We start from the raw sequence: 18,009 nt of genomic DNA on the forward strand, positions 1-18,009 counted from the left end.
GAGGGTGTTGCAAAACTCATAAATATCCAAAAATGAATGCATAAAGAAACCCGTTTTCCTGGAAGAATGATAGTATCCTAAAACTATCTCCAGAAAGGACGGATTTACTAGTATGATAACCAATTTTGATCAAAATCAATCCATTTTACAAATTTTATTTGCCTACGTAGACAGTTTAACCATTGGAGGCGTTCCGCCTATGACAGGCCGCCCACCCATCTGTAGAAAAGCTTTACTCAAATGTTTTTTTATAAAAACGGTATTCCAGATCAATTCATTACGTAAGTTAACTCGTTTTTTACATCAATATCCTTCATTTCGTGTATCTTGTGGCCTTTCGCTTGTTCCTCATATATCTACTTTTTCACGTGTAGGCACTTGGTTTCGCAACGAAGAAATTCCGTTGCTTCATAAACAAATTCTTCAAGAAAAGAATTTAGGGTTAATTCCGTGCGTTTTAATTGATAGTACAGCCTTACGGAGTAGTTTATATGATTCTCAAGCGAAATGGGGAAAATCTACTCGCTATGGTTGGTATAAGGGATATAAAACTCATGTCTGTTCTACACCAGAAGGTGTTATATTGTCGTATGCATTTACAACCGCAAATGTACATGATAGTAAAATAGCTCCTGCATTGCTTCGGGATATACAAAACCAAAATGTGTTATTTTCCGTTGCAGATGCCGCTTATGATAGTCAGCACATTCATGAAATTGCCGGAGCATGTGATATCTTTGCGATCAATCCAATTAACCCGCGTAATAGCGGACCAATCAAAAGTACACATCGTCGTGTAGTGTCTCATTTTCTACAAACTACCTTTGGCAAACAGTTGATGAAAGAGCGTGGAAAAATTGAACAACAGTTTAGTCATCTCAAAGATAAAGGGCTGGAACAGCCACGTTGGTATGGTCAAAATCGCTATCTATTGCATGTTCAGCTAGTTTTTCTGATTCATAACATTGCATATTTATTTTAGTTTTGCAACACCCTCGAACTAATAGTGGAGATTTTTCTAGTAGTTCAATAGAAAAAATTATGTCTAGCAAGTGGTACGGAACCATAAATAATAGCACTACGGGGGGGAGTAATGGAAATTCAGGAGATGGATTGAGCATTGGAGATATTCTTTTAATGCTTGCAACGAAAGGAACAGTTATAACTGGAAAAATGGGATTCGTATTAGGAGCATTAAATTTTGTTCAAAATGCTAAACCTAAACGTACTGATCTTATTGATATTCAAAAAGGTTTCTTAGCGAATGGAAAAATCGCGAATACATGGAGTAAATGGCTTAAAGGGGTAAATTCAGCGTTCTCTGTAGCAAGTTCTAAGAGTCTTTTTGGGAAAGGGCTAAAGGAAATTCCATTAGTCGGGAAGGCAGTTACAACTATGGGGAAAGTTGCACAAGAATTTTCCACAATTGAGAAAGTAGCTGCAAAAGTAGGGAATTTAAATCACTCATTACCTGAGAACAGTATTAAAGCAATTAATGTTCCAAAACATATAATAAAAAATTTGAAACCTTTTGGTATACCGGCGGTATTAATAAACTCTGCATTTGAAGTAGGTGAACTTCATACAGCTCTTAAATCAGACAAAACCGGGGTTGAGCAGGCAACCGACGTCACTTATTCTGTAGCAAAAGTTGCAGGTAATACTTACTTTTCGTGGGCTGGAGGTGTAGGTGGTGTAGAAGCGGGAGGTGCATTAGGTACACTAATTTGCCCTGGTATCGGTACTGCTGTTGGAGCTATTGCAGGTGGAATAATTGGAGCTACTGTAGGAAGTACAGTGTTTAGTAAAGCATTTGAATATATTGCACCACGAAAAAAAATGAAAGAATATGCATCGAATTTTACAAAATCTATAAAAAAATGGTTTGAATAAACTTATTAAAGAAAAGAGGGGAATAAAAGTCTTTTAACTAGACTTTTTAACAGTTATGGAAAAAAAATATACGTTTTCTTTAGAAGAATTAGCATTCCTATTAAATTATAAAGATAATCAACCCTTTGCCAAATCACTATTACAAATAGTTTATGATGAGCTTAAAGAAACGGAAACAGAAAAGATCTTTTTAACAGCAGCACATTCCTTATTAGCAAGGAATTTACTAACATTTGATGAACAAAAACAAGAAGTATTCCCAAAGCCTGATGTAGAAATATTATTTAATATTTTTAATCGTCCATCTATTTCTATTTTATTGCAAAAAATTGATTTTCAAAATGATATAACAATCACTGGTAATATTTATAATCAAGGTGACTTTAATATTTCATATCAAAGTACGAATGGAATTGTACATACAATTAAAAATTTATCAGATTATGAATTGTATGCAGAAGCAAAAAATCTATTGCAAATTGAGATTGAAAAACAAAATATAAATATTGATTTAGAAGAAACTTTACCAAATCATGTAGTACAAGAAATTGGTAATCTTATTACTTTGTCTATTGAAGAGGGGAAAAATATTTTAATTGAGAACGGTGTAAAACCTTCACATGCAGAAGTTTTCCTAAATGATATAAAAACAACAAAAAGTATATACAGTGTTATGCGACTTGATACACAAGACAAAGGTGAGGTTATTTCAGATAAAGGTTTCTTTATTATTGAAACAGCACATACACAATGGATATTATCTCATTTAGAAGATAGTACTATATTTGATTTATCACAACTAGACGATAATAGTACATTTACTTTATCTCAATTATCAAAAGGGAATTTTGAAAATGGAATGAAAACATTATTTATAAGTTAAATAGTAGAGAGAGGAATGTAACGCCTTGGATAAAGATCCTAAAACTGCAAAAACAGAAAAAGGTTTATTTGAAAGTGTAATAGCACCTATTATTGTCGGGATTATGTTTATTTTTTTAATTTTATATAAAGTAGCAGAGTTTCTGGGGAAATGGCTCATTATCTTGTCAATACCGAGCTTTATTGTTACTATGTTTATTTTTTTATATCAGAAAGAATATGGAGGTGTATTGGTTGGTGGGATAGGCTTAATAATAATGCTATCGATGTATTTTGTGTTTGTTAGAAAAAGTAAAAAGGGTTAATTCTATGTTGCAAACTAAAAAAGCTTTTTGTGTGGCGTTAAATTTATCTACAAAAATATAATTATTACATGAACGAAGTGAAAATAAAAAAAGTCTATTAAAAGACAGATAATCACCTATTATTTGTGGTTGATTATCTTCTTTTGTCTGTATATCGGTTTGGCTTTTAATCATTATTTAAAGTATGTCATACACCCTACTGTCCAGCTATACGTATCTGATCTTAGCCCGTTCCTTCATTTTTTATCTTAGAAATAGCATGGGCAGAAAGAGCGATAGTTTAAACATGTCGGGAGATTAAGTAGGAGTTACATGATGATAGGATAAATCAAGAACGTGTTGTGATGTAGAGGCACAAATCAAAATAGATTTATAATACCGAAATTAATAGGAGAATCATATGGAAAAATATTATATTTATGAATCGAAAGTTAAATTAATCAGAAGGTTTTTTTTATTCGTTGTAATTGAAGTTTTGTTGCTTATTTTTGTTATATTCACTTTCTCGTCTGAGGAAGCTTACTATGTAAGGGGGGCTATAGTTGGGATCGGTGCATTAATCATGTTAGTTGCTTTGTGGAAAATATTTAAGAAGATTATGAATAGAACACCAGTAGCCATTTTAGAATCAGAGTATATTACGGTTATTAATGATGCTAAATATCCTGTGAAAATCGCTTTAAAAGATGTAAATAGTATTTTACCCTATAAAATTCGCAGGCAGTCGTTCTTAGGAGTTTTGATAGAGGATGATGTTGAAGAGCAATATATAGCTTCTTTACCAACGAAAGCGCAACGGATGTATCGAATTAATAAGCGTACTGGATTTGTACCGTTTAATATTCATATGAACTTATTAGAAATAGACAGAGAAACATTAGTTGCTAAGCTAGAAGAATATCATATGAACGTTTTAGCTCCAGAAGATGAAGCGCAGTAATATAATAGGAGCAGTAACTTGATTTCATTTTTGAAAAATTTTTTATCTGTTATAAATGAAGCATCTCAAAAGAGATAGTTTTGAATAGTATAAAGCTATATGGTGCCAATAGAACCTTCTCTTTTCATGTAAATGAGAAGGTTTTTATTTTAAATCTACATGATTTAAGTAAAGGTAGTTAAAGGTGGGAAACTTGGATGTGGGATATAAAAGAAGAAGATTTAGATGAATTTAAAATTACATGTAGAAATCGTTTAAGTCCTGAGGCTGCTGTAGGTTTTATGTTAGGTTCAATCATATACACCTCATTAATAATGTTAGGTGTAATTTATGGTTTGGTGAAATTTGGTTGGTCCGTATATCCTAGTTTACTAGATGAAGCAATTATTAAAATAGAGTTATGTTTGTATAGCATACAAATCATTTTTCTTATTGTATATTTATTTCCCAAAACTCGTTTTAAATTGCAAAAGTTACAAGCTATAGTTATATTGCTATATGCACTTCAACTTGCGACTATAGGATTTGTAACAGTAGTTGTTTCGAGTATTTTCGGTTATTCAAATGATCGTGTTACATTGACTTATGGAGCCTTATTATTGTTAGGAGCCTTTATTATTCATATTTTTACAACAATTAATACCTTTAAGCAAGCTAGCGAAGGCGCATTTAGTAAGTGGGAAAATTCAGTTTCATTTTTTAGTAAGACAAAAGATTTATTAATGATTGCCTCTATACTATATGTATTAACTCTCTTAATCTTAATTTATATTAATAATGATTATACGATGGGGCAAATAGGTTGGTATGCCATATTGACCCTTATACTATATTCGGTAGCCATAGGCGCAGCTGAATTCCAATTATTAGCCTATTGTAGATTTAAATTTCCATCATTTTATATTTCGTGGGAGGAACATGAAAGGGAACGTCAGAAAAGACTAAAGCTTTATGAAGAGAAGGAAAAAAGAAAACTAAAGAAATAAAATAAGTTTTGTGTCGAAATGAGGAAAGATGAATGCTTAAAATAAAGGAAGAAGATTTAGGTTTTTTCAAAATTGAAAATAAAAATCGATTAAGTCCGGATTATATAAGAATCTTTTGTGGGGGAGTTTTTGCATATACTTCTATACCCATGCTTATTATGTTTTTAGCTTTTTTGTTGAACGGTGACAAGATTTCTCTAAATCCTTTTGAAAAGATAGTTGTACAAACTGAGGTTAAGTTGTATGTTTTGGAGTTCATTTTTTTAATATTATTCATGTCTAAAAAGATTGCTTTTAAATTACAGAAACTACAAACAATCGTAACTGTATTTTATGCTTTTCAGTTAGCGACATTACCTTTCATAGTTATGGTTGTTGAAGGAATATATGATTTTCCATGTGACAATAAAACATTGGTTTATATCGGTTTAATACTATTAGGAGCAATCTGTACCCACATTGTAGCAACGATCGATGTTTTTAGAAAAGCAAAGCATGGAGGATATAAATTAGAAGGACCGGCTGTCTCATTTTTTACTAACACGAAATTATATTTATTGATCGGAATAACGATCGGTGTAATAGTTCTACTTGTATTAATTTTTTTAAACCTTAATTATACATTTGATGAAATGGCAATTTATGTGACACAAACAATAATATTATATATATTCGCTGTAGTATCAGCAGAATTCGTCCTATTGGTGTATTGTCGCTTTAAATTTCCATCATTTAATATTACGTGGGAACAACATGAAAAGGAACGCCAAGAATTTATAGCAAATAGAAAAAGAATAAGAGAGAAAGAACAAAAGCGAAACAAAAACTGAAAAGAAAGTTATAAATGATACTCGTAAACTTATATTGAAGATAGAATGAATACATTATTCATAAATTAACTAGTAAAGGGAGGAATGTAATATCTTGAATAAAGATTCTAAAGCTGTAAAAAAAGAAAAAGGTTTATTTGAAAGTGTAATAGCACCTATTATTGTTGGGATTATATTTATCTTTTTAATTCTATATAAAGTAGTAGAGTTTCTGGGGAAGTGGATTGTTATCTTCTGAATAATATTTTTTATTGGTAGTATATTTCTTGCATATATCTAGAAGAATATGGAGGGGTGTTGGGCGGTGGGACAGGGTTAATATCGATGTTATTGTTATATTTTATGTTTATTAGAAAAAGTAAAAAAGGCTAGTTTAATATGAAATGCCAAAAAATTTATTCACTCCTAGTTTGTTTACAAATATAGAGTTATTACATGATTTTAGAAAAGATGGTGTAATTATATGTGGAAAATAAAAGAAGAAGATTTAGATGAATTTAGGATGACATGTAATAATCGTTTAAGTCCTGAGGGTGCTATGGTTTTCTTTATTGGAGGGATAGTTTATACTTCAGTATTTATGTTTTTTATTTTTATGGGGGGCTTGGAGTATTATAATGCTTTCTTTGACAAAACAATTGTTAAAATTGAAATTGTTTTATATAGCTTACAATTCATCTTTTTAATTCTATATTCATTTCCAAAAGCACGTTCTCATTTTTCAGTAAAACAAAAGGCAATGTGATGAAGTGGGCTACAATATATGCGCTAATCCTGCTTATTTTGATATATATTCATAATGGTTATGGAATTGATGTTTTAGTTCTTTATGCGGTAGGTATTGTTTTACTATATACAGTAGCCATTGGTGCAACTGAATTTCAGCTATTAATGTATTGTAGATTTAAATTCAAGTCATTTCATATGTCATGGGAAGAGAATGAGAGAATGCGTGGGAGAATTCGAAAGCGAAATAAGAAATTCAAAACGAAAAATAAATAAGAGTGAAATAGAATTGAAGTGAATGAAAATTATTTAAACTGTATAGAAGGTGAAAAGTCAGGATGTGGAATATAAAAGAGGAAGATTTAGAAGCATTTCGGATGACATGCAGAAGGCGTTTAAGTCCTGAAGGTGCGACGGGATTTATGATAGGAACAATAATTATCGATTCATTAATGATGCTATTTATTATAGGAGCATTAGTGAAGTTTGGTTGGGGTTTTTATATTACTATGTTTGAAAAAACACTGGTTAGTATTGAAATTGTGTTGTATGGCTTGCAGATAATTTTTCTAATACTATATTCCTTTCCAAAAGCACGTTATAAATTTCAAAAGTTACAAACGCTCGTTGTATTATTATATGCATTTCAATTAGGAACAATTACATTTACAATGTTAGTTCTTCCTGGAATGACTGACTATTCAATTGATCGAATGACTTTAATTTGTGTAGGGTTATTATTTATAGGAGCAGTGATATTTCATATTGTGACAACAATTGATACGTTTAAGCAAGCAAGTGAAGGTGCGTTTAGCATGGATGAGAGGTCTCGTTCATTTTTTAGTGAAACAAAAGGAAGAATGATAAAAGGTAGCATGATATATATATCAGTTCTTCTTATAATCATTTATTTTCATAATGATTATAACTTTAATACATTAATTTTATATGTTGTAGGGACAATTTTAATGTATGCAGTGGCCATAGGAGCAGCTGAATTCCAGCCTAAGGGCTGCTTCTTCTTTTAGATAAGCGAATACTTGTTCATGATCTTTCTTTGTTAATTTTCGCATCATAACGAATCGACCTCTTTTTTTATTTTTCTAAATATTACAACTTAAGTTTTTTGAAATCAATATAAAATTTTATGTTTAGTTCACAAACTTTCGGAAAAACTAGGAAAGATATGACAAAGGAGGTTATGAACGGTGGATCATCCAATTCAAGGGTTAATGAAAGCAGCAATGGAAAATTTAAAAGAAATGGTCGATGTAAATACGATTGTTGGAGAGCCTGTTCAAACGGCTGACGGTGGTGTAGTGTTAACGGTTTCTAAAGTAGCGTTCGGTTTTGGAGCAGGAGGTTCTGATTTCCAAACGAATGATGGACAAAGAGCGAACGGTAACCCTGCATTTGGTGGCGGTAGCGCGGGTGGTGTTTCGATTACACCAGTAGCATTTCTTGTGGTGAATAAAGATGGAGTAAATATTCTACATCTACAAAATGCGACACATTTAGCAGAAAAAATGATTGAATTAGCTCCACAAACAATTGATAAAATTCAATCGATGTTCCAAAAAGAAGAAAAGAAAGAGGGAAATCATCATCCTCAAAACCCTGATGAAATCCTTTAAAAACGCCTGCTTATGAGCAGGCGTTTTTTCTTGTAATCACTATGTAATAAAACACATGAAATTGTAAATAGTTTTTGAAGTTTTTTCTATGTTTCTAAAATTTTTCATGTTAAAATATGCTATAGAATTGAAACATATAAAACGAAGGTGGCTAGGTGCTTTGTCTGGAGGATCTGACCAAGTAAAGAATATGATATATATTAATGGTAATCGTCGAGGTCATTGTTTTATTACATCAGGAATTACGTTTAAAGAGTTTGCGAGTAACATCCCTTCACCGCTTCATCAAGTGTTGCTTTTGAAGCACAACTTTGAATGGACGGATTTTCATTATCATACTTTATTTGAATATGTTGAGGAAGAAAATATACATAAGTTAATTCAAGCAGAGATTGATGAATTTGATGAATTTTGTTGGGTAGATTTTGATGATGCAAGCGATTTAGATGAATTAGAGCCGAAAGAAATTGCAGAATTATTATATTTGGCTCACAAAAAAGAACCACTTGCAAGAACATTCTTTCCGCTGTTGAAAAATAGATTTGTTTATTTTTCACATGATGACGGATGGTACAACAAAGTGTATTATCGTAGAATTGCTGATTTTGTAGGAATGTTAAGTAAAGTCATTCCGTATAAACTCGGTGCTTTCGGTAAGAAACGTTTTTCTTTCTTCCAAAAATCAAAAATTTTCCCAGCGATTTCAAAAGAATTGATTATGGGACTTATTCCACTAATGGAAGATGGTCTTTACATAGATTTAGCAGGGAAGATTGAGTCAAGAAGAGGTCTTGAAATTCCGGTATATGTAGTTGGTTCGTATGAAAGTACGGATGAGGTGTTAGATAATATCGATGAATTGAAAGAGGAAGCAACAGAAACAGGTTGGCTCATTTTTGATAAGAAAGAACAAGAGTGGCAATGGGTTGTTGACTAAGAAAACTTGGCGTATGAAGTCAAGTTTTCTTGTCATTTGAAAGGAGTACAAATGAAGAAATATTATACAATTGTGGGTATTATAAGTATTATTCTCGTGGCAATATTACTTATAACTTGTCCGAAAGAATCAGATTTTAAAGTGTATGTACAGGATAAGTATGCGTTGAATTGTAATGAGAGTAGTTTTGAATGCACGCAAAATGTAGATGGTAAAAAAGAAAAACTACAATTTGAAAGTACAGATGCACGAAATGGTGTATTCTTTATGACTGTAAAGCAAACATTTAAAACAGAAGCTGGTGTTTCAAAAGAATATAGCGGAGTAGGAATGTTTGGTACATTTCTTTTTGTTTCAGAGAAGACTTTCTAGTAATAGAAGGTCTTTTTTTTATGCTTATGTTCATATAGATGAAGTAAGACAAGCATAGGAGGGGTATTGATGAAGAACACATGTATTGTTTGTGGCGGTGAGGAGTTTTTTTCCTCAACGTTATATGCACGTACGAAACAAGATTGGGCATATGCACCAAACATGTATCGATTTGAAAAAGTATTTATTGAGCATCGAGATGAAGAAAATTATCCAGTGTTTCAAGAAATTACAGCGAAACATTGTTGTGGATGCGGCCATATTATGTTGTATCATGAATGAACACACCAAGCATAACTTGGTGTGTTTTTTTAAAACGCTGACAAAGCAAGCGGATAAAATAAAGTGAATAAAACAGAAAAACTACCAAAACCAATTGCTGTATATCCAAGTGTTCTTGCTCCGAAATTGACAGCTAATAGGCCAACTAAAATTGCTAGGGAGCCGAGCGTAACTGGATAAAAAGCAATGGAGAATAACGAAAGAAATAAAGCGACATAGCCTACCATTGCACCGGTATTTGTACCTTCTATCTCATTTGTAATTTCTTTACGCTTATGTCTAATTGGAATGCCAGCTGGTGATATTTCAGCTGCATACTCTTCGTTTTTTTCACCACTTTTAAAATGATGATTTCTTTTTCTTCGCATGTACATCCCTCTCTTTCAATTGGGTGTACCTATAGTATCTTTCATAAAGAGAAGAACATGAGTATGAGTTAAACCCAAGTAAAGCAAAAAATGGAGAATACGTATTCCATCGTTAACATATCCATCTCCTATTGAAGATAAAGTGAGGGATTTTTTCCATCACGACTGATTATCAGCCAGCAACAATTGGATTTTTATGAGCAGTTCTCTCCCATTAACTGGTCCGCATCCATTGAATTTTGAGGTAGGTGTCTTACTGCAAGCGGGATAAAACAGGAATTTTGGAAAATGATGTAGAATGAAATGAGTGATAAAGCGTGAAGGTAGGGGAATGCATGACGAAATTTAATTGGCATGAATCAGCAGAAAAGAAATGGGATAGTAGCGCAGAGTTTTGGAATCAAAATAGTCAAGAGATGTGGGACAGTGGTAGCAGAAGTACAATTATTCCGTTTTTTGAACAATACGTAAAGAAAGAAGCACAAGTGCTCGATGTTGGTTGTGGTGATGGGTACGGTACATATAAATTAAGTAGCGCAGGCTATAAAGCAGTGGGAGTAGATTTATCGGAAGTGATGATTCAAAAAGGTAAGGAGCGCGGAGAAGGACCGAATTTATCTTTTATAAAAGGCGATCTTTCTGCATTACCATTTGAAAATGAGCAATTTGAATCAATTATGGCAATTAATTCTTTAGAATGGACGGAAGAGCCATTACGAGCGTTAAATGAAATAAAGCGTGTGTTAAAGAAAGATGGATATGCATGTATTGCAATTTTAGGACCGACAGCAAAGCCACGAGAGAACAGTTATCCTCGCTTGTATGGAAAAGACGTTGTTTGTAATACGATGATGCCTTGGGAATTTGAACAGTTAGCGAAAGAACAAGGTTTTAAAGTTATAGATGGCATCGGCGTATATAAGCGCGGAGTAAATGAGAAGATGTTAGGTCAACTACCTACAGAGTTACAACAATCGTTAACATTCTTATGGGTATTTATGTTAAAAAACGTATAAAGAAATGAAAGAATTTTTAGGAGGTAAATAAGTGCAGAAAATACAAAAAACTGATACAATATCATCAGAACCAATTAAAGGGGGACTAGGGTATATGACAACTACTACAACAGTGAAATCCGATATTGAAATCGCACAAGAAGCGAGTATGAAGAAGATTCAAGAAATTGCAGCTGATTTAAATATTTTAGAAGATGAATTAGAGCCATACGGACATTATAAAGGTAAGTTATCTCTTGATATTTTTAAGCGCTTACAAGATGAGGAAGACGGTAAAGTTGTTTTAGTAACAGCGATTAACCCAACTCCAGCTGGAGAAGGTAAATCAACAGTAACAGTTGGTTTAGGTCAAGCTTTTAACAAAATTGGTAAGAAAACAGTAATTGCACTTCGCGAACCATCTCTTGGACCAACGATGGGATTAAAAGGCGGAGCAGCAGGTGGCGGTTTTTCACAAGTCGTACCAATGGAAGACATTAACCTTCACTTTACTGGAGATATCCATGCGATCACAACTGCCAATAACGCATTAGCAGCGTTTATTGATAATCATATCCAACAAGGAAACACACTTGGAATTGATACGCGTAAAATCGTTTGGAAACGCTGTGTTGACTTAAATGATCGTGCCCTTCGTAACGTAGTAATTGGTCTTGGTGGACCTGTACAAGGTGTACCACGTGAAGACGGTTTTGACATTACAGTAGCATCTGAAATTATGGCCGTGTTCTGCCTTGCAACAGATATTCAAGACTTAAAAGCGCGTCTATCTCGCATCGTAGTTGCTTATAACTTTGCAAATCAACCTGTAACGGTTAAAGATTTAGGTGTAGAAGGTGCGTTAACACTATTATTAAAAGACGCATTAAAGCCGAACTTAGTACAAACGTTAGAAAATACACCAGCTATCATTCATGGCGGACCATTTGCGAATATCGCTCACGGTTGTAACAGTGTTATCGCTACAACAATGGCAGCAAAATTAGGTGATTATGTTATTACAGAGGCTGGATTCGGTGCTGATTTAGGCGCTGAGAAGTTTTTAGATATTAAAGCTCGTGCAGCTGGCATTAAACCAGAAGCAGTTGTTATTGTTGCGACGATTCGTGCGCTTAAAATGCATGGCGGCGTTGCAAAAGATCAATTAAAAGAAGAAAATGTAGATGCATTAGCAAAAGGTATGGAAAACTTACAGAAGCATGTTGAAACAATTCAAAGCTTTGGAGTGCCTTTCGTAATTGCAATTAATAAATTCATTACAGATACAGATGCAGAAGTTACATACTTACAAGAGTGGTGTAATGAGCGTGGCTATGCAGTATCCTTAACAGAAGTTTGGGAGAAAGGTGGCCAAGGCGGAGTTGACCTTGCTGAAAAAGTACTAAAAGAAATCGAAAAAGGTGAAAACAACTACGCACCACTTTATGAATTAGAATTACCATTAGAAGAAAAAATTCGTACAATTGCTCAAAAAGTATATGGCGCAAAAGATATTGAATTTGCTCCGAAAGCACGTAAGCAATTAGCTCAATATGAAGGAGAAGGTTGGAGTAATCTACCAGTTTGTATGGCGAAAACACAATACTCTCTTTCTGACGATGCAACAAAATTAGGTCGTCCATCTGACTTTATCGTTACAATTCGTGAGTTAAAACCATCTATCGGTGCAGGCTTTATCGTTGCGTTAACAGGTACAATGTTAACAATGCCAGGTCTTCCAAAACAGCCAGCAGCACTTCAAATGGATGTAAATGAAGATGGAAAAGCAGTAGGTTTATTCTAAAAGGTTGTAATTCATCTCGTTTATCTGTAAACTATATATACATCAAGTGGCGCCTTTCCATCGAAAGGCGCCTGTTTTTTGGAGGAAATTATGTTTGATCCAACTGCTTTTGACAATTTAAAAGTAATCGTAGAAGGTGCTGTGTATGATTTTGATCTACATGGAGATATTCTTGTAACAGATCGAAAAGATATGATGGATCTTGCTTCATTAAGTCGTATATATCATATCTCATTTCAATTAACAGAACCGTTTGAACCATTAGTAGAAGCAACATTTTCATTATCTGTGGATGCAAAGAACTTGTCTGGTGAAATACTAGAAGTGCCTCAGTTTACACCAGGTTGTGAAATGAAGCTAGCATTTTCATTCCCGTTAGAACAACCAGAAGTAAAATGCGAAGAAATTGAAACATTAATGCGTTCTATATGGGGAAAAGAAAGAATGATTATGCAGAAAGTTTCATACGAATATAATAAGCAAGCGATTTCATATCATAATAAGGTAGAGGTTCTATTTCAAAAAGCGATTACAGAAGACCATGTTGATGATTTAATAGCTGTTATTTCACACATGATAGAAACGGTGCGAACAATACAGCATTTTCTTCAAAAATAGAGATAAAGGAGAAAAACAAATGATAAAAGATATGCAACCATTTTTACAACAAGCTTGGGAGAAGGCTGGTTTTAAAGAGTTAACTGAAATTCAAAAACAAGCGATTCCAACTATTTTAGAAGGACAAGACGTTATAGCTGAATCTCCAACTGGAACAGGAAAAACATTAGCGTACTTATTACCCCTTTTACATAAAATTAATCCTGAAGTAAAACAGCCACAAGTTGTTGTTTTAGCGCCAACACGTGAACTTGTAATGCAAATTCATGAAGAGGTTCAAAAGTTTACAGCAGGAACTGAAATTTCAGGTGCATCTTTAATTGGTGGTGCAGATATTAAGCGCCAAGTTGAAAAATTAAAGAAACACCCAAGAGTAATTGTCGGTTCACCAGGCCGTATTTTAGAATTAATTCGTATGAAAAAGCTAAAAATGCATGAAGTAAAAACAATTGTATTTGATGAGTTTGATCAAATTGTAAAGCAAAAAATGATGGGCGCAGTGCAAGATGTAATTAAATCAACGATGCGCGATCGTCAATTAGTATTCTTCTCGGCGACAATGACAAAAGCGGCAGAAGATGCGGCACGTGATTTAGCAGTGGAACCACAATTAGTACGTGTAACACGTGCAGAATCAAAAAGCTTAGTTGAGCATACGTATATCATTTGTGAGCGACGCGAAAAAAATGATTACGTAAGAAGAATTATGCATATGGGCGATGTAAAAGCAGTTGCGTTCTTAAACGACCCATTCCGTTTAGATGAAATTACTGAGAAATTGAAATTCCGTAAAATGAAAGCAGCAGCTCTTCATGCAGAAGCAAGTAAACAAGAGCGTGAAGCGACAATGCGTGCTTTCCGCGGAGGGAAATTAGAAATTCTACTTGCTACTGATATTGCAGCACGCGGTATCGATATTGACGATTTAACACACGTAATTCATTTAGAGTTACCAGACACAGTAGACCAATATATTCACCGCTCAGGACGTACTGGACGTATGGGTAAAGAAGGAACTGTCGTGTCTCTTGTAACACCACAAGAAGAGCGTAAATTACTACAATTTGCGAAAAAACTAGGCATCGTATTTACGAAGCAAGAAATGTTCAAGGGATCATTTGTAGAAACGAAACCGAAAGCACCAAAGAAAAAGAAACCAGCATTTACTGGGAAGAAAAAGCCTAGATAAATGATAGGGAAGGCGTAACTATTTGTAGTTACGTCTTTTTTGTTTGTAAACAAGCGATAATGGGAATTGTATTAGTGTTTTTAATGTGCCTATCATATATATGCTTCTACTGGGAGTATCGAAAAAAGGGTAGTTTATTTATTTGGTTTATACGAGGAAATAATATAAAAAAAGTCGAATATTAAACTGACACGAAATAATAAAAAGAAGGTACACATATGGATAGGAAATTAGGAATGTTTTTAAATACGAAACATATTGAAGTAAACGAAGGAATACAAAAAGCAAGGGAATGGGATTTAGAATATATTCAATTATATGCTATGAATCCGACTTTCAACTTAGCTAACATCTCAAAGATACAATGGAATACATTAAAAGAAAACTTATCTTTTAATGAGATTCAAGTCCCATCATTAGCAATTAGCTTCGGAGAAAATGGAATAATAGGAACTGAAGCTGAATGTGTAATAGAGAGTTTTAAATATATTACTGATAAAGGGTTAAGGTTAGGAGCTAACATAGTAACAGCTCATATTGGGAAAGTTCCAGATGATGAAAAAAGTGCCTACTATGATAAAATGCTACGTGTTTGTTATGAGATAGGGGAATTAGCGTTCAAATTTGGAGGATTCTTCGCCATTGAAACGGGATCTGAAAAAGCAATAGTATTAAAACGATTTTTAGAAACTGCAAACTCGAAAGGACTAGCTGTTAACTTTGACCCAGCAAATTTAATAAGTGATGTAAATGAAAATCCGGGAGAAGGTTTATTACTATTAAAAGATTATATAGTACAAACTCATATTAAAGATTGTAAAGAAGTGAAAAGTGATCGTTCAACTAAGTATATAGAAGTCGCAGCAGGGAATGGTGAAGTAGATTTCGATATATTCTTCAAAGTATTAGATAAAATTGGATTCGACGGATATAACATGATTGAAAGAAATGATTATTTTGATGAACTGGATGGGATGAGTCAGTCGATAAATTTTGCAAAGAAGTACATACCAACTCAAAAGGAATAACGATAGCATCTATAGAAAGTTACATAGAATATAAAAACAATAGGAGGAATACAAATGATTCATAAGGTCGGACAAATTATGTTATATGTAAATAATCAAGATGAGGCAGTAAATTTTTGGACGGAAAAGGTAGGGTTTCATGTAGTTGCAGAGGAAGATAATAAGCAAGGAATGAGATGGATTGAAATCGCTCCGAAAAGCGGTGCGGAAACGAGCATTATATTACATAATAAAGAAGTTATTTCGAAAATGAGCCCAGAATTGAATCTTGATACACCGTCTTTAATGTTCTTCTCAGAAAATCTTGATCAACTATATACAGATTTAACAAATAAAAATGTTACTGTTGGAGAAATGGTAACTATGCCTTCTGGTAAAGTGTTTAACTTTGCTGATAGCGAAGGGAATTATTTTGCGGTTATGGAGAAGAACCAATAATAATATTGCTATGTGAAAATCCCCCTCAAATATATTTGAAGGGGATTAAATTTTTGAAGTGGATTTTTCATTAGAGAGTTGTTTAATAAAAAATACTCCTTTTTCAATAGCTGTCTCAATATAGCCAACAATTTGGTCAAACGTAAATACTTGTAAGTCTTCATGCAAGTGTTGCTTTGGATATAACATATCTTCAAAAAGATACTTTCGAAATTCTAAAACGTTTTCTTTAGAAACCTCTTCAATATCCACAATGTGAGCCTCTTGATTGAGAAGAGAGAAAAGCTGTTGTTCTTGATCGTAATGATGAAGCAACTTTGCATTTAACAATTTAAAATCGTTATAGTACAGGGGTGCGATCGTTTCGTCATTCTCTATTCTATTTTTTAGCCAAGGTAGAAAAAATCCACTTAGCCAATTATCATCGGCAATGAGGTGGGTATAATAGCCTAAAATAAACGGGGAATCTATATGTGATTCATATTTATGAAAAAATGAATCATAATCTATTCTTCTCGTATAGTTGTTCGTTGTACCGTCATAAAAATGTGAGGTTCCTTTTTCTTTTTTTGAATGAACAGCATCAGGGGCTACAGCTCCAAGTAAGAAAGAAGTCTTATCGTGAATAGATAGTTTCTCAGCAATACCGTTAGCGATAATAACATGCATAATTCGTGATCCCATGAATGCCACCTCTGTTTCCAGTATTCATTTCAGGAAGAGGACTGAACAGTTAGTATTACTTTCCCTGTACTTTTTCTACTTTCGACCCATTCATGTGCTTTCCCTGCATCTTGAAGTGGAAAAGATTTCGTAGCCTTAATTTGTAAACGTCCGTCACGCAAATAACGGAAAACTTCATTTGCAGTTTCTTGGAGCAGTTCAGGACGCTTTTTTCGTGTGGTTCCAAAGCTAAAACCGAGTATAGAGCGGCAACTTGCATGTAAATCTTTCGTTTGAAAGTTACCAATTTCACCGCTAGCATTACCGAAATGAACGAGGCGACCGTAAAAAGCAAGGCAGTTTAAACTTCTTTCAGAAACAGTTCCAGAAATAGAGTCCAAAATAATATTCACTCCTTCTCCGTTTGTCAGCTCATTGACTTTCTCTACAAAATCTTCAGTTTGATGACAAATAACATAATCAGCTCCAGCATCTAAAGCGATTTTTCTTTTCGTTTCACTTCCGATAGTACCGATAACTGTTCTAGCCCCTAATAGTTTTGCAAATTGAATTGCGGTAGTACCAATCCCGCCAGCAGCTGCATGAATGAGTACAGATTCACCTTTTTGAATCCTTGCAACATTTGCGAGTAAATTATAGCTTGTAAAAGATACGATCGGACAAGCGGCTGCAGTGTGAAAGTCAACTTCATGGGGTAATACGAAAGTAAGATTTTCATTTGCAACAACGTATTCTGCGTAAGATCCATTTTGAGGAAAAGCAATGACACGTTGTCCAGGGTGAATATTTTTCACATGAGAACCGACACGTTCTACAATACCAGTGGCATCTATACCTGGAATAAAAGGTAGTGCTTTATTTCCTTTTTTACCATAACGTGATTTAATATCAGCGAAATTTACACTAGTAGCAACTACGCGAATTAAAACTTGATCTTCTGAAATAGCCGGTATATCAAAATCTGTATATTTCATCACTTCAGGACCACCGAACGACGTTACAACGATAGCTTTCATTATATGTCCTCCTAAATTTGACTATATAAATTATTTTAAATCTTTATCAGAAATTGGAAAATTATATAATAGTTATGTGTGG

The 18,009-nt window shown here is 33.7% G+C and carries 20 protein-coding genes and 4 pseudogenes; 20 read left to right on the forward strand and 4 right to left on the reverse strand.

All coding sequences use genetic code 11. The annotated features are described in order from the left end of the window. Window positions 1-112 precede the first annotated feature (112 nt). The 10 genes and pseudogenes from V6946_RS10740 to V6946_RS10785 form a co-directional block, all read left to right on the forward strand. Window positions 113-982 carry an ISNCY family transposase gene (locus V6946_RS10740; RefSeq protein WP_023520903.1) on the forward strand — a complete coding sequence of 290 codons (870 nt, stop codon included), beginning with the start codon at window positions 113-115 and terminating at the stop codon, window positions 980-982. 131 nt (window positions 983-1,113) lie between these two features. After that, window positions 1,114-1,893, forward strand: a complete 780-nt coding sequence (locus V6946_RS10745) for a hypothetical protein (protein ID WP_241745537.1) — start codon at window positions 1,114-1,116, stop codon at window positions 1,891-1,893. A gap of 55 nt (window positions 1,894-1,948) precedes the next feature. Then, a complete protein-coding gene (locus V6946_RS10750; RefSeq protein ID WP_003193393.1) occupies window positions 1,949-2,776 on the forward strand; it encodes a hypothetical protein in 828 nt (275 codons plus the stop codon). Window positions 2,777-2,801: 25 nt separating this feature from the next. Further along, window positions 2,802-3,080, forward strand: coding sequence for a hypothetical protein (locus V6946_RS10755; RefSeq protein ID WP_003193391.1), 279 nt, complete (start codon window positions 2,802-2,804; stop codon window positions 3,078-3,080). A 400-nt stretch (window positions 3,081-3,480) separates the two neighbouring features. Continuing rightward, a complete protein-coding gene (locus V6946_RS10760; RefSeq protein WP_003193390.1) occupies window positions 3,481-4,020 on the forward strand; it encodes an STM3941 family protein in 540 nt (179 codons plus the stop codon). A 197-nt stretch (window positions 4,021-4,217) separates the two neighbouring features. After that, window positions 4,218-5,006 carry a hypothetical protein gene (locus V6946_RS10765; protein WP_006923827.1) on the forward strand — a complete coding sequence of 263 codons (789 nt, stop codon included), beginning with the start codon at window positions 4,218-4,220 and terminating at the stop codon, window positions 5,004-5,006. A 32-nt stretch (window positions 5,007-5,038) separates the two neighbouring features. Continuing rightward, window positions 5,039-5,836 (forward strand): hypothetical protein, encoded by a 798-nt coding sequence (locus V6946_RS10770; protein ID WP_006923828.1) that lies wholly within the window; start codon window positions 5,039-5,041, stop codon window positions 5,834-5,836. 94 nt (window positions 5,837-5,930) lie between these two features. Next, window positions 5,931-6,208 (forward strand): annotated as a pseudogene (locus V6946_RS10775) (hypothetical protein). A 91-nt stretch (window positions 6,209-6,299) separates the two neighbouring features. After that, window positions 6,300-6,838, forward strand: a pseudogene (locus V6946_RS10780) (hypothetical protein). 62 nt (window positions 6,839-6,900) lie between these two features. After that, window positions 6,901-7,566 (forward strand): annotated as a pseudogene (locus tag V6946_RS10785) (hypothetical protein); the annotation flags it as partial. On the opposite strand, the pseudogene V6946_RS10790 reads toward V6946_RS10785, so the two are convergent. Then, window positions 7,564-7,638 (reverse strand): annotated as a pseudogene (locus V6946_RS10790) (GCN5 family acetyltransferase); the annotation flags it as partial. The pseudogenes V6946_RS10785 and V6946_RS10790 sit on opposite strands and share 3 nt — an antisense overlap. Window positions 7,639-7,770: 132 nt before the next feature. Here V6946_RS10790 and ytfJ point away from each other — a divergent pair. From ytfJ to V6946_RS10810, 4 genes are all read left to right on the forward strand, one after another. Then, the gene (ytfJ, locus tag V6946_RS10795; protein WP_000349991.1) at window positions 7,771-8,196 is read left to right on the forward strand and encodes a GerW family sporulation protein; all 426 of its coding nucleotides are present in this window, start codon (window positions 7,771-7,773) and stop codon (window positions 8,194-8,196) included. Between the two features lie 160 nt (window positions 8,197-8,356). Beyond that, window positions 8,357-9,133, forward strand: coding sequence for an oxalate:formate antiporter (locus tag V6946_RS10800; RefSeq protein WP_000014087.1), 777 nt, complete (start codon window positions 8,357-8,359; stop codon window positions 9,131-9,133). 51 nt (window positions 9,134-9,184) lie between these two features. Then, window positions 9,185-9,505: a hypothetical protein gene (locus tag V6946_RS10805; protein WP_000761174.1), complete on the forward strand. Its 321-nt coding sequence runs from the start codon at window positions 9,185-9,187 to the stop codon at window positions 9,503-9,505. A 69-nt stretch (window positions 9,506-9,574) separates the two neighbouring features. Further along, entirely contained in the window at window positions 9,575-9,787 is a 213-nt protein-coding gene (locus V6946_RS10810) for a hypothetical protein (RefSeq protein ID WP_000798747.1), read from the forward strand. Window positions 9,788-9,816: 29 nt separating this feature from the next. On the opposite strand, the gene V6946_RS10815 is transcribed toward V6946_RS10810, so the two are convergent. Beyond that, window positions 9,817-10,155 carry a permease gene (locus tag V6946_RS10815; RefSeq protein ID WP_366982042.1) on the reverse strand — a complete coding sequence of 113 codons (339 nt, stop codon included), beginning with the start codon at window positions 10,153-10,155 and terminating at the stop codon, window positions 9,817-9,819. A gap of 335 nt (window positions 10,156-10,490) precedes the next feature. Between V6946_RS10815 and V6946_RS10820 the strand changes: the two genes are divergently transcribed. From V6946_RS10820 to V6946_RS10845, 6 genes are all read left to right on the forward strand, one after another. Further along, window positions 10,491-11,171 (forward strand): class I SAM-dependent methyltransferase, encoded by a 681-nt coding sequence (locus tag V6946_RS10820; RefSeq protein ID WP_000160049.1) that lies wholly within the window; start codon window positions 10,491-10,493, stop codon window positions 11,169-11,171. 94 nt (window positions 11,172-11,265) lie between these two features. Continuing rightward, the gene (locus V6946_RS10825) at window positions 11,266-12,954 is read left to right on the forward strand and encodes a formate--tetrahydrofolate ligase (RefSeq protein ID WP_013141915.1); all 1,689 of its coding nucleotides are present in this window, start codon (window positions 11,266-11,268) and stop codon (window positions 12,952-12,954) included. A gap of 90 nt (window positions 12,955-13,044) precedes the next feature. Further along, window positions 13,045-13,572, forward strand: coding sequence for a hypothetical protein (locus V6946_RS10830; RefSeq protein ID WP_000460219.1), 528 nt, complete (start codon window positions 13,045-13,047; stop codon window positions 13,570-13,572). 19 nt (window positions 13,573-13,591) lie between these two features. Beyond that, on the forward strand, window positions 13,592-14,761 hold the full coding sequence (locus V6946_RS10835; protein ID WP_000588613.1) for a DEAD/DEAH box helicase: 1,170 nt from the start codon (window positions 13,592-13,594) through the stop codon (window positions 14,759-14,761). 218 nt (window positions 14,762-14,979) lie between these two features. After that, window positions 14,980-15,789 (forward strand): sugar phosphate isomerase/epimerase, encoded by an 810-nt coding sequence (locus V6946_RS10840; RefSeq protein ID WP_006923862.1) that lies wholly within the window; start codon window positions 14,980-14,982, stop codon window positions 15,787-15,789. A gap of 54 nt (window positions 15,790-15,843) precedes the next feature. After that, a complete protein-coding gene (locus V6946_RS10845; RefSeq protein WP_000581462.1) occupies window positions 15,844-16,227 on the forward strand; it encodes a VOC family protein in 384 nt (127 codons plus the stop codon). 45 nt (window positions 16,228-16,272) lie between these two features. Here V6946_RS10845 and V6946_RS10850 read toward each other — a convergent pair whose 3' ends face one another. Together V6946_RS10850 and V6946_RS10855 are read right to left on the reverse strand one after the other, a co-directional pair. Further along, window positions 16,273-16,911, reverse strand: a complete 639-nt coding sequence (locus tag V6946_RS10850) for a zinc dependent phospholipase C family protein (RefSeq protein WP_006922477.1) — start codon at window positions 16,909-16,911, stop codon at window positions 16,273-16,275. Between the two features lie 29 nt (window positions 16,912-16,940). Next, on the reverse strand, window positions 16,941-17,927 hold the full coding sequence (locus V6946_RS10855) for a quinone oxidoreductase (protein WP_000644623.1): 987 nt from the start codon (window positions 17,925-17,927) through the stop codon (window positions 16,941-16,943). Window positions 17,928-18,009 lie beyond the last annotated feature (82 nt).

This window comes from Bacillus sp. PPSBB_2, from assembly GCF_045291115.1.
GTDB classification, from domain to species: Bacteria; Bacillota; Bacilli; order Bacillales; family Bacillaceae_G; genus Bacillus_A; species Bacillus_A cereus.

What these genes read in the sequence shown, in the direction of transcription:
- V6946_RS10740 (WP_023520903.1), top strand. Translation starts at nt 113, where the DNA reads ATGATAACCAATTTTGATCAAAATCAATCCATTTTACAAATTTTATTT.
- V6946_RS10750 (WP_003193393.1), top strand. Translation starts at nt 1,949, where the DNA reads ATGGAAAAAAAATATACGTTTTCTTTAGAAGAATTAGCATTCCTATTA.
- V6946_RS10760 (WP_003193390.1), top strand. Translation starts at nt 3,481, where the DNA reads ATGGAAAAATATTATATTTATGAATCGAAAGTTAAATTAATCAGAAGG.
- V6946_RS10765 (WP_006923827.1), top strand. Translation starts at nt 4,218, where the DNA reads ATGTGGGATATAAAAGAAGAAGATTTAGATGAATTTAAAATTACATGT.
- V6946_RS10770 (WP_006923828.1), top strand. Translation starts at nt 5,039, where the DNA reads ATGCTTAAAATAAAGGAAGAAGATTTAGGTTTTTTCAAAATTGAAAAT.
- V6946_RS10805 (WP_000761174.1), top strand. Translation starts at nt 9,185, where the DNA reads ATGAAGAAATATTATACAATTGTGGGTATTATAAGTATTATTCTCGTG.
- V6946_RS10810 (WP_000798747.1), top strand. Translation starts at nt 9,575, where the DNA reads ATGAAGAACACATGTATTGTTTGTGGCGGTGAGGAGTTTTTTTCCTCA.
- V6946_RS10815 (WP_366982042.1), bottom strand. Translation starts at nt 10,155, where the DNA reads ATGCGAAGAAAAAGAAATCATCATTTTAAAAGTGGTGAAAAAAACGAA.
- V6946_RS10820 (WP_000160049.1), top strand. Translation starts at nt 10,491, where the DNA reads ATGACGAAATTTAATTGGCATGAATCAGCAGAAAAGAAATGGGATAGT.
- V6946_RS10825 (WP_013141915.1), top strand. Translation starts at nt 11,266, where the DNA reads ATGACAACTACTACAACAGTGAAATCCGATATTGAAATCGCACAAGAA.
- V6946_RS10830 (WP_000460219.1), top strand. Translation starts at nt 13,045, where the DNA reads ATGTTTGATCCAACTGCTTTTGACAATTTAAAAGTAATCGTAGAAGGT.
- V6946_RS10835 (WP_000588613.1), top strand. Translation starts at nt 13,592, where the DNA reads ATGATAAAAGATATGCAACCATTTTTACAACAAGCTTGGGAGAAGGCT.
- V6946_RS10840 (WP_006923862.1), top strand. Translation starts at nt 14,980, where the DNA reads ATGGATAGGAAATTAGGAATGTTTTTAAATACGAAACATATTGAAGTA.
- V6946_RS10845 (WP_000581462.1), top strand. Translation starts at nt 15,844, where the DNA reads ATGATTCATAAGGTCGGACAAATTATGTTATATGTAAATAATCAAGAT.
- V6946_RS10850 (WP_006922477.1), bottom strand. Translation starts at nt 16,911, where the DNA reads ATGGGATCACGAATTATGCATGTTATTATCGCTAACGGTATTGCTGAG.
- V6946_RS10855 (WP_000644623.1), bottom strand. Translation starts at nt 17,927, where the DNA reads ATGAAAGCTATCGTTGTAACGTCGTTCGGTGGTCCTGAAGTGATGAAA.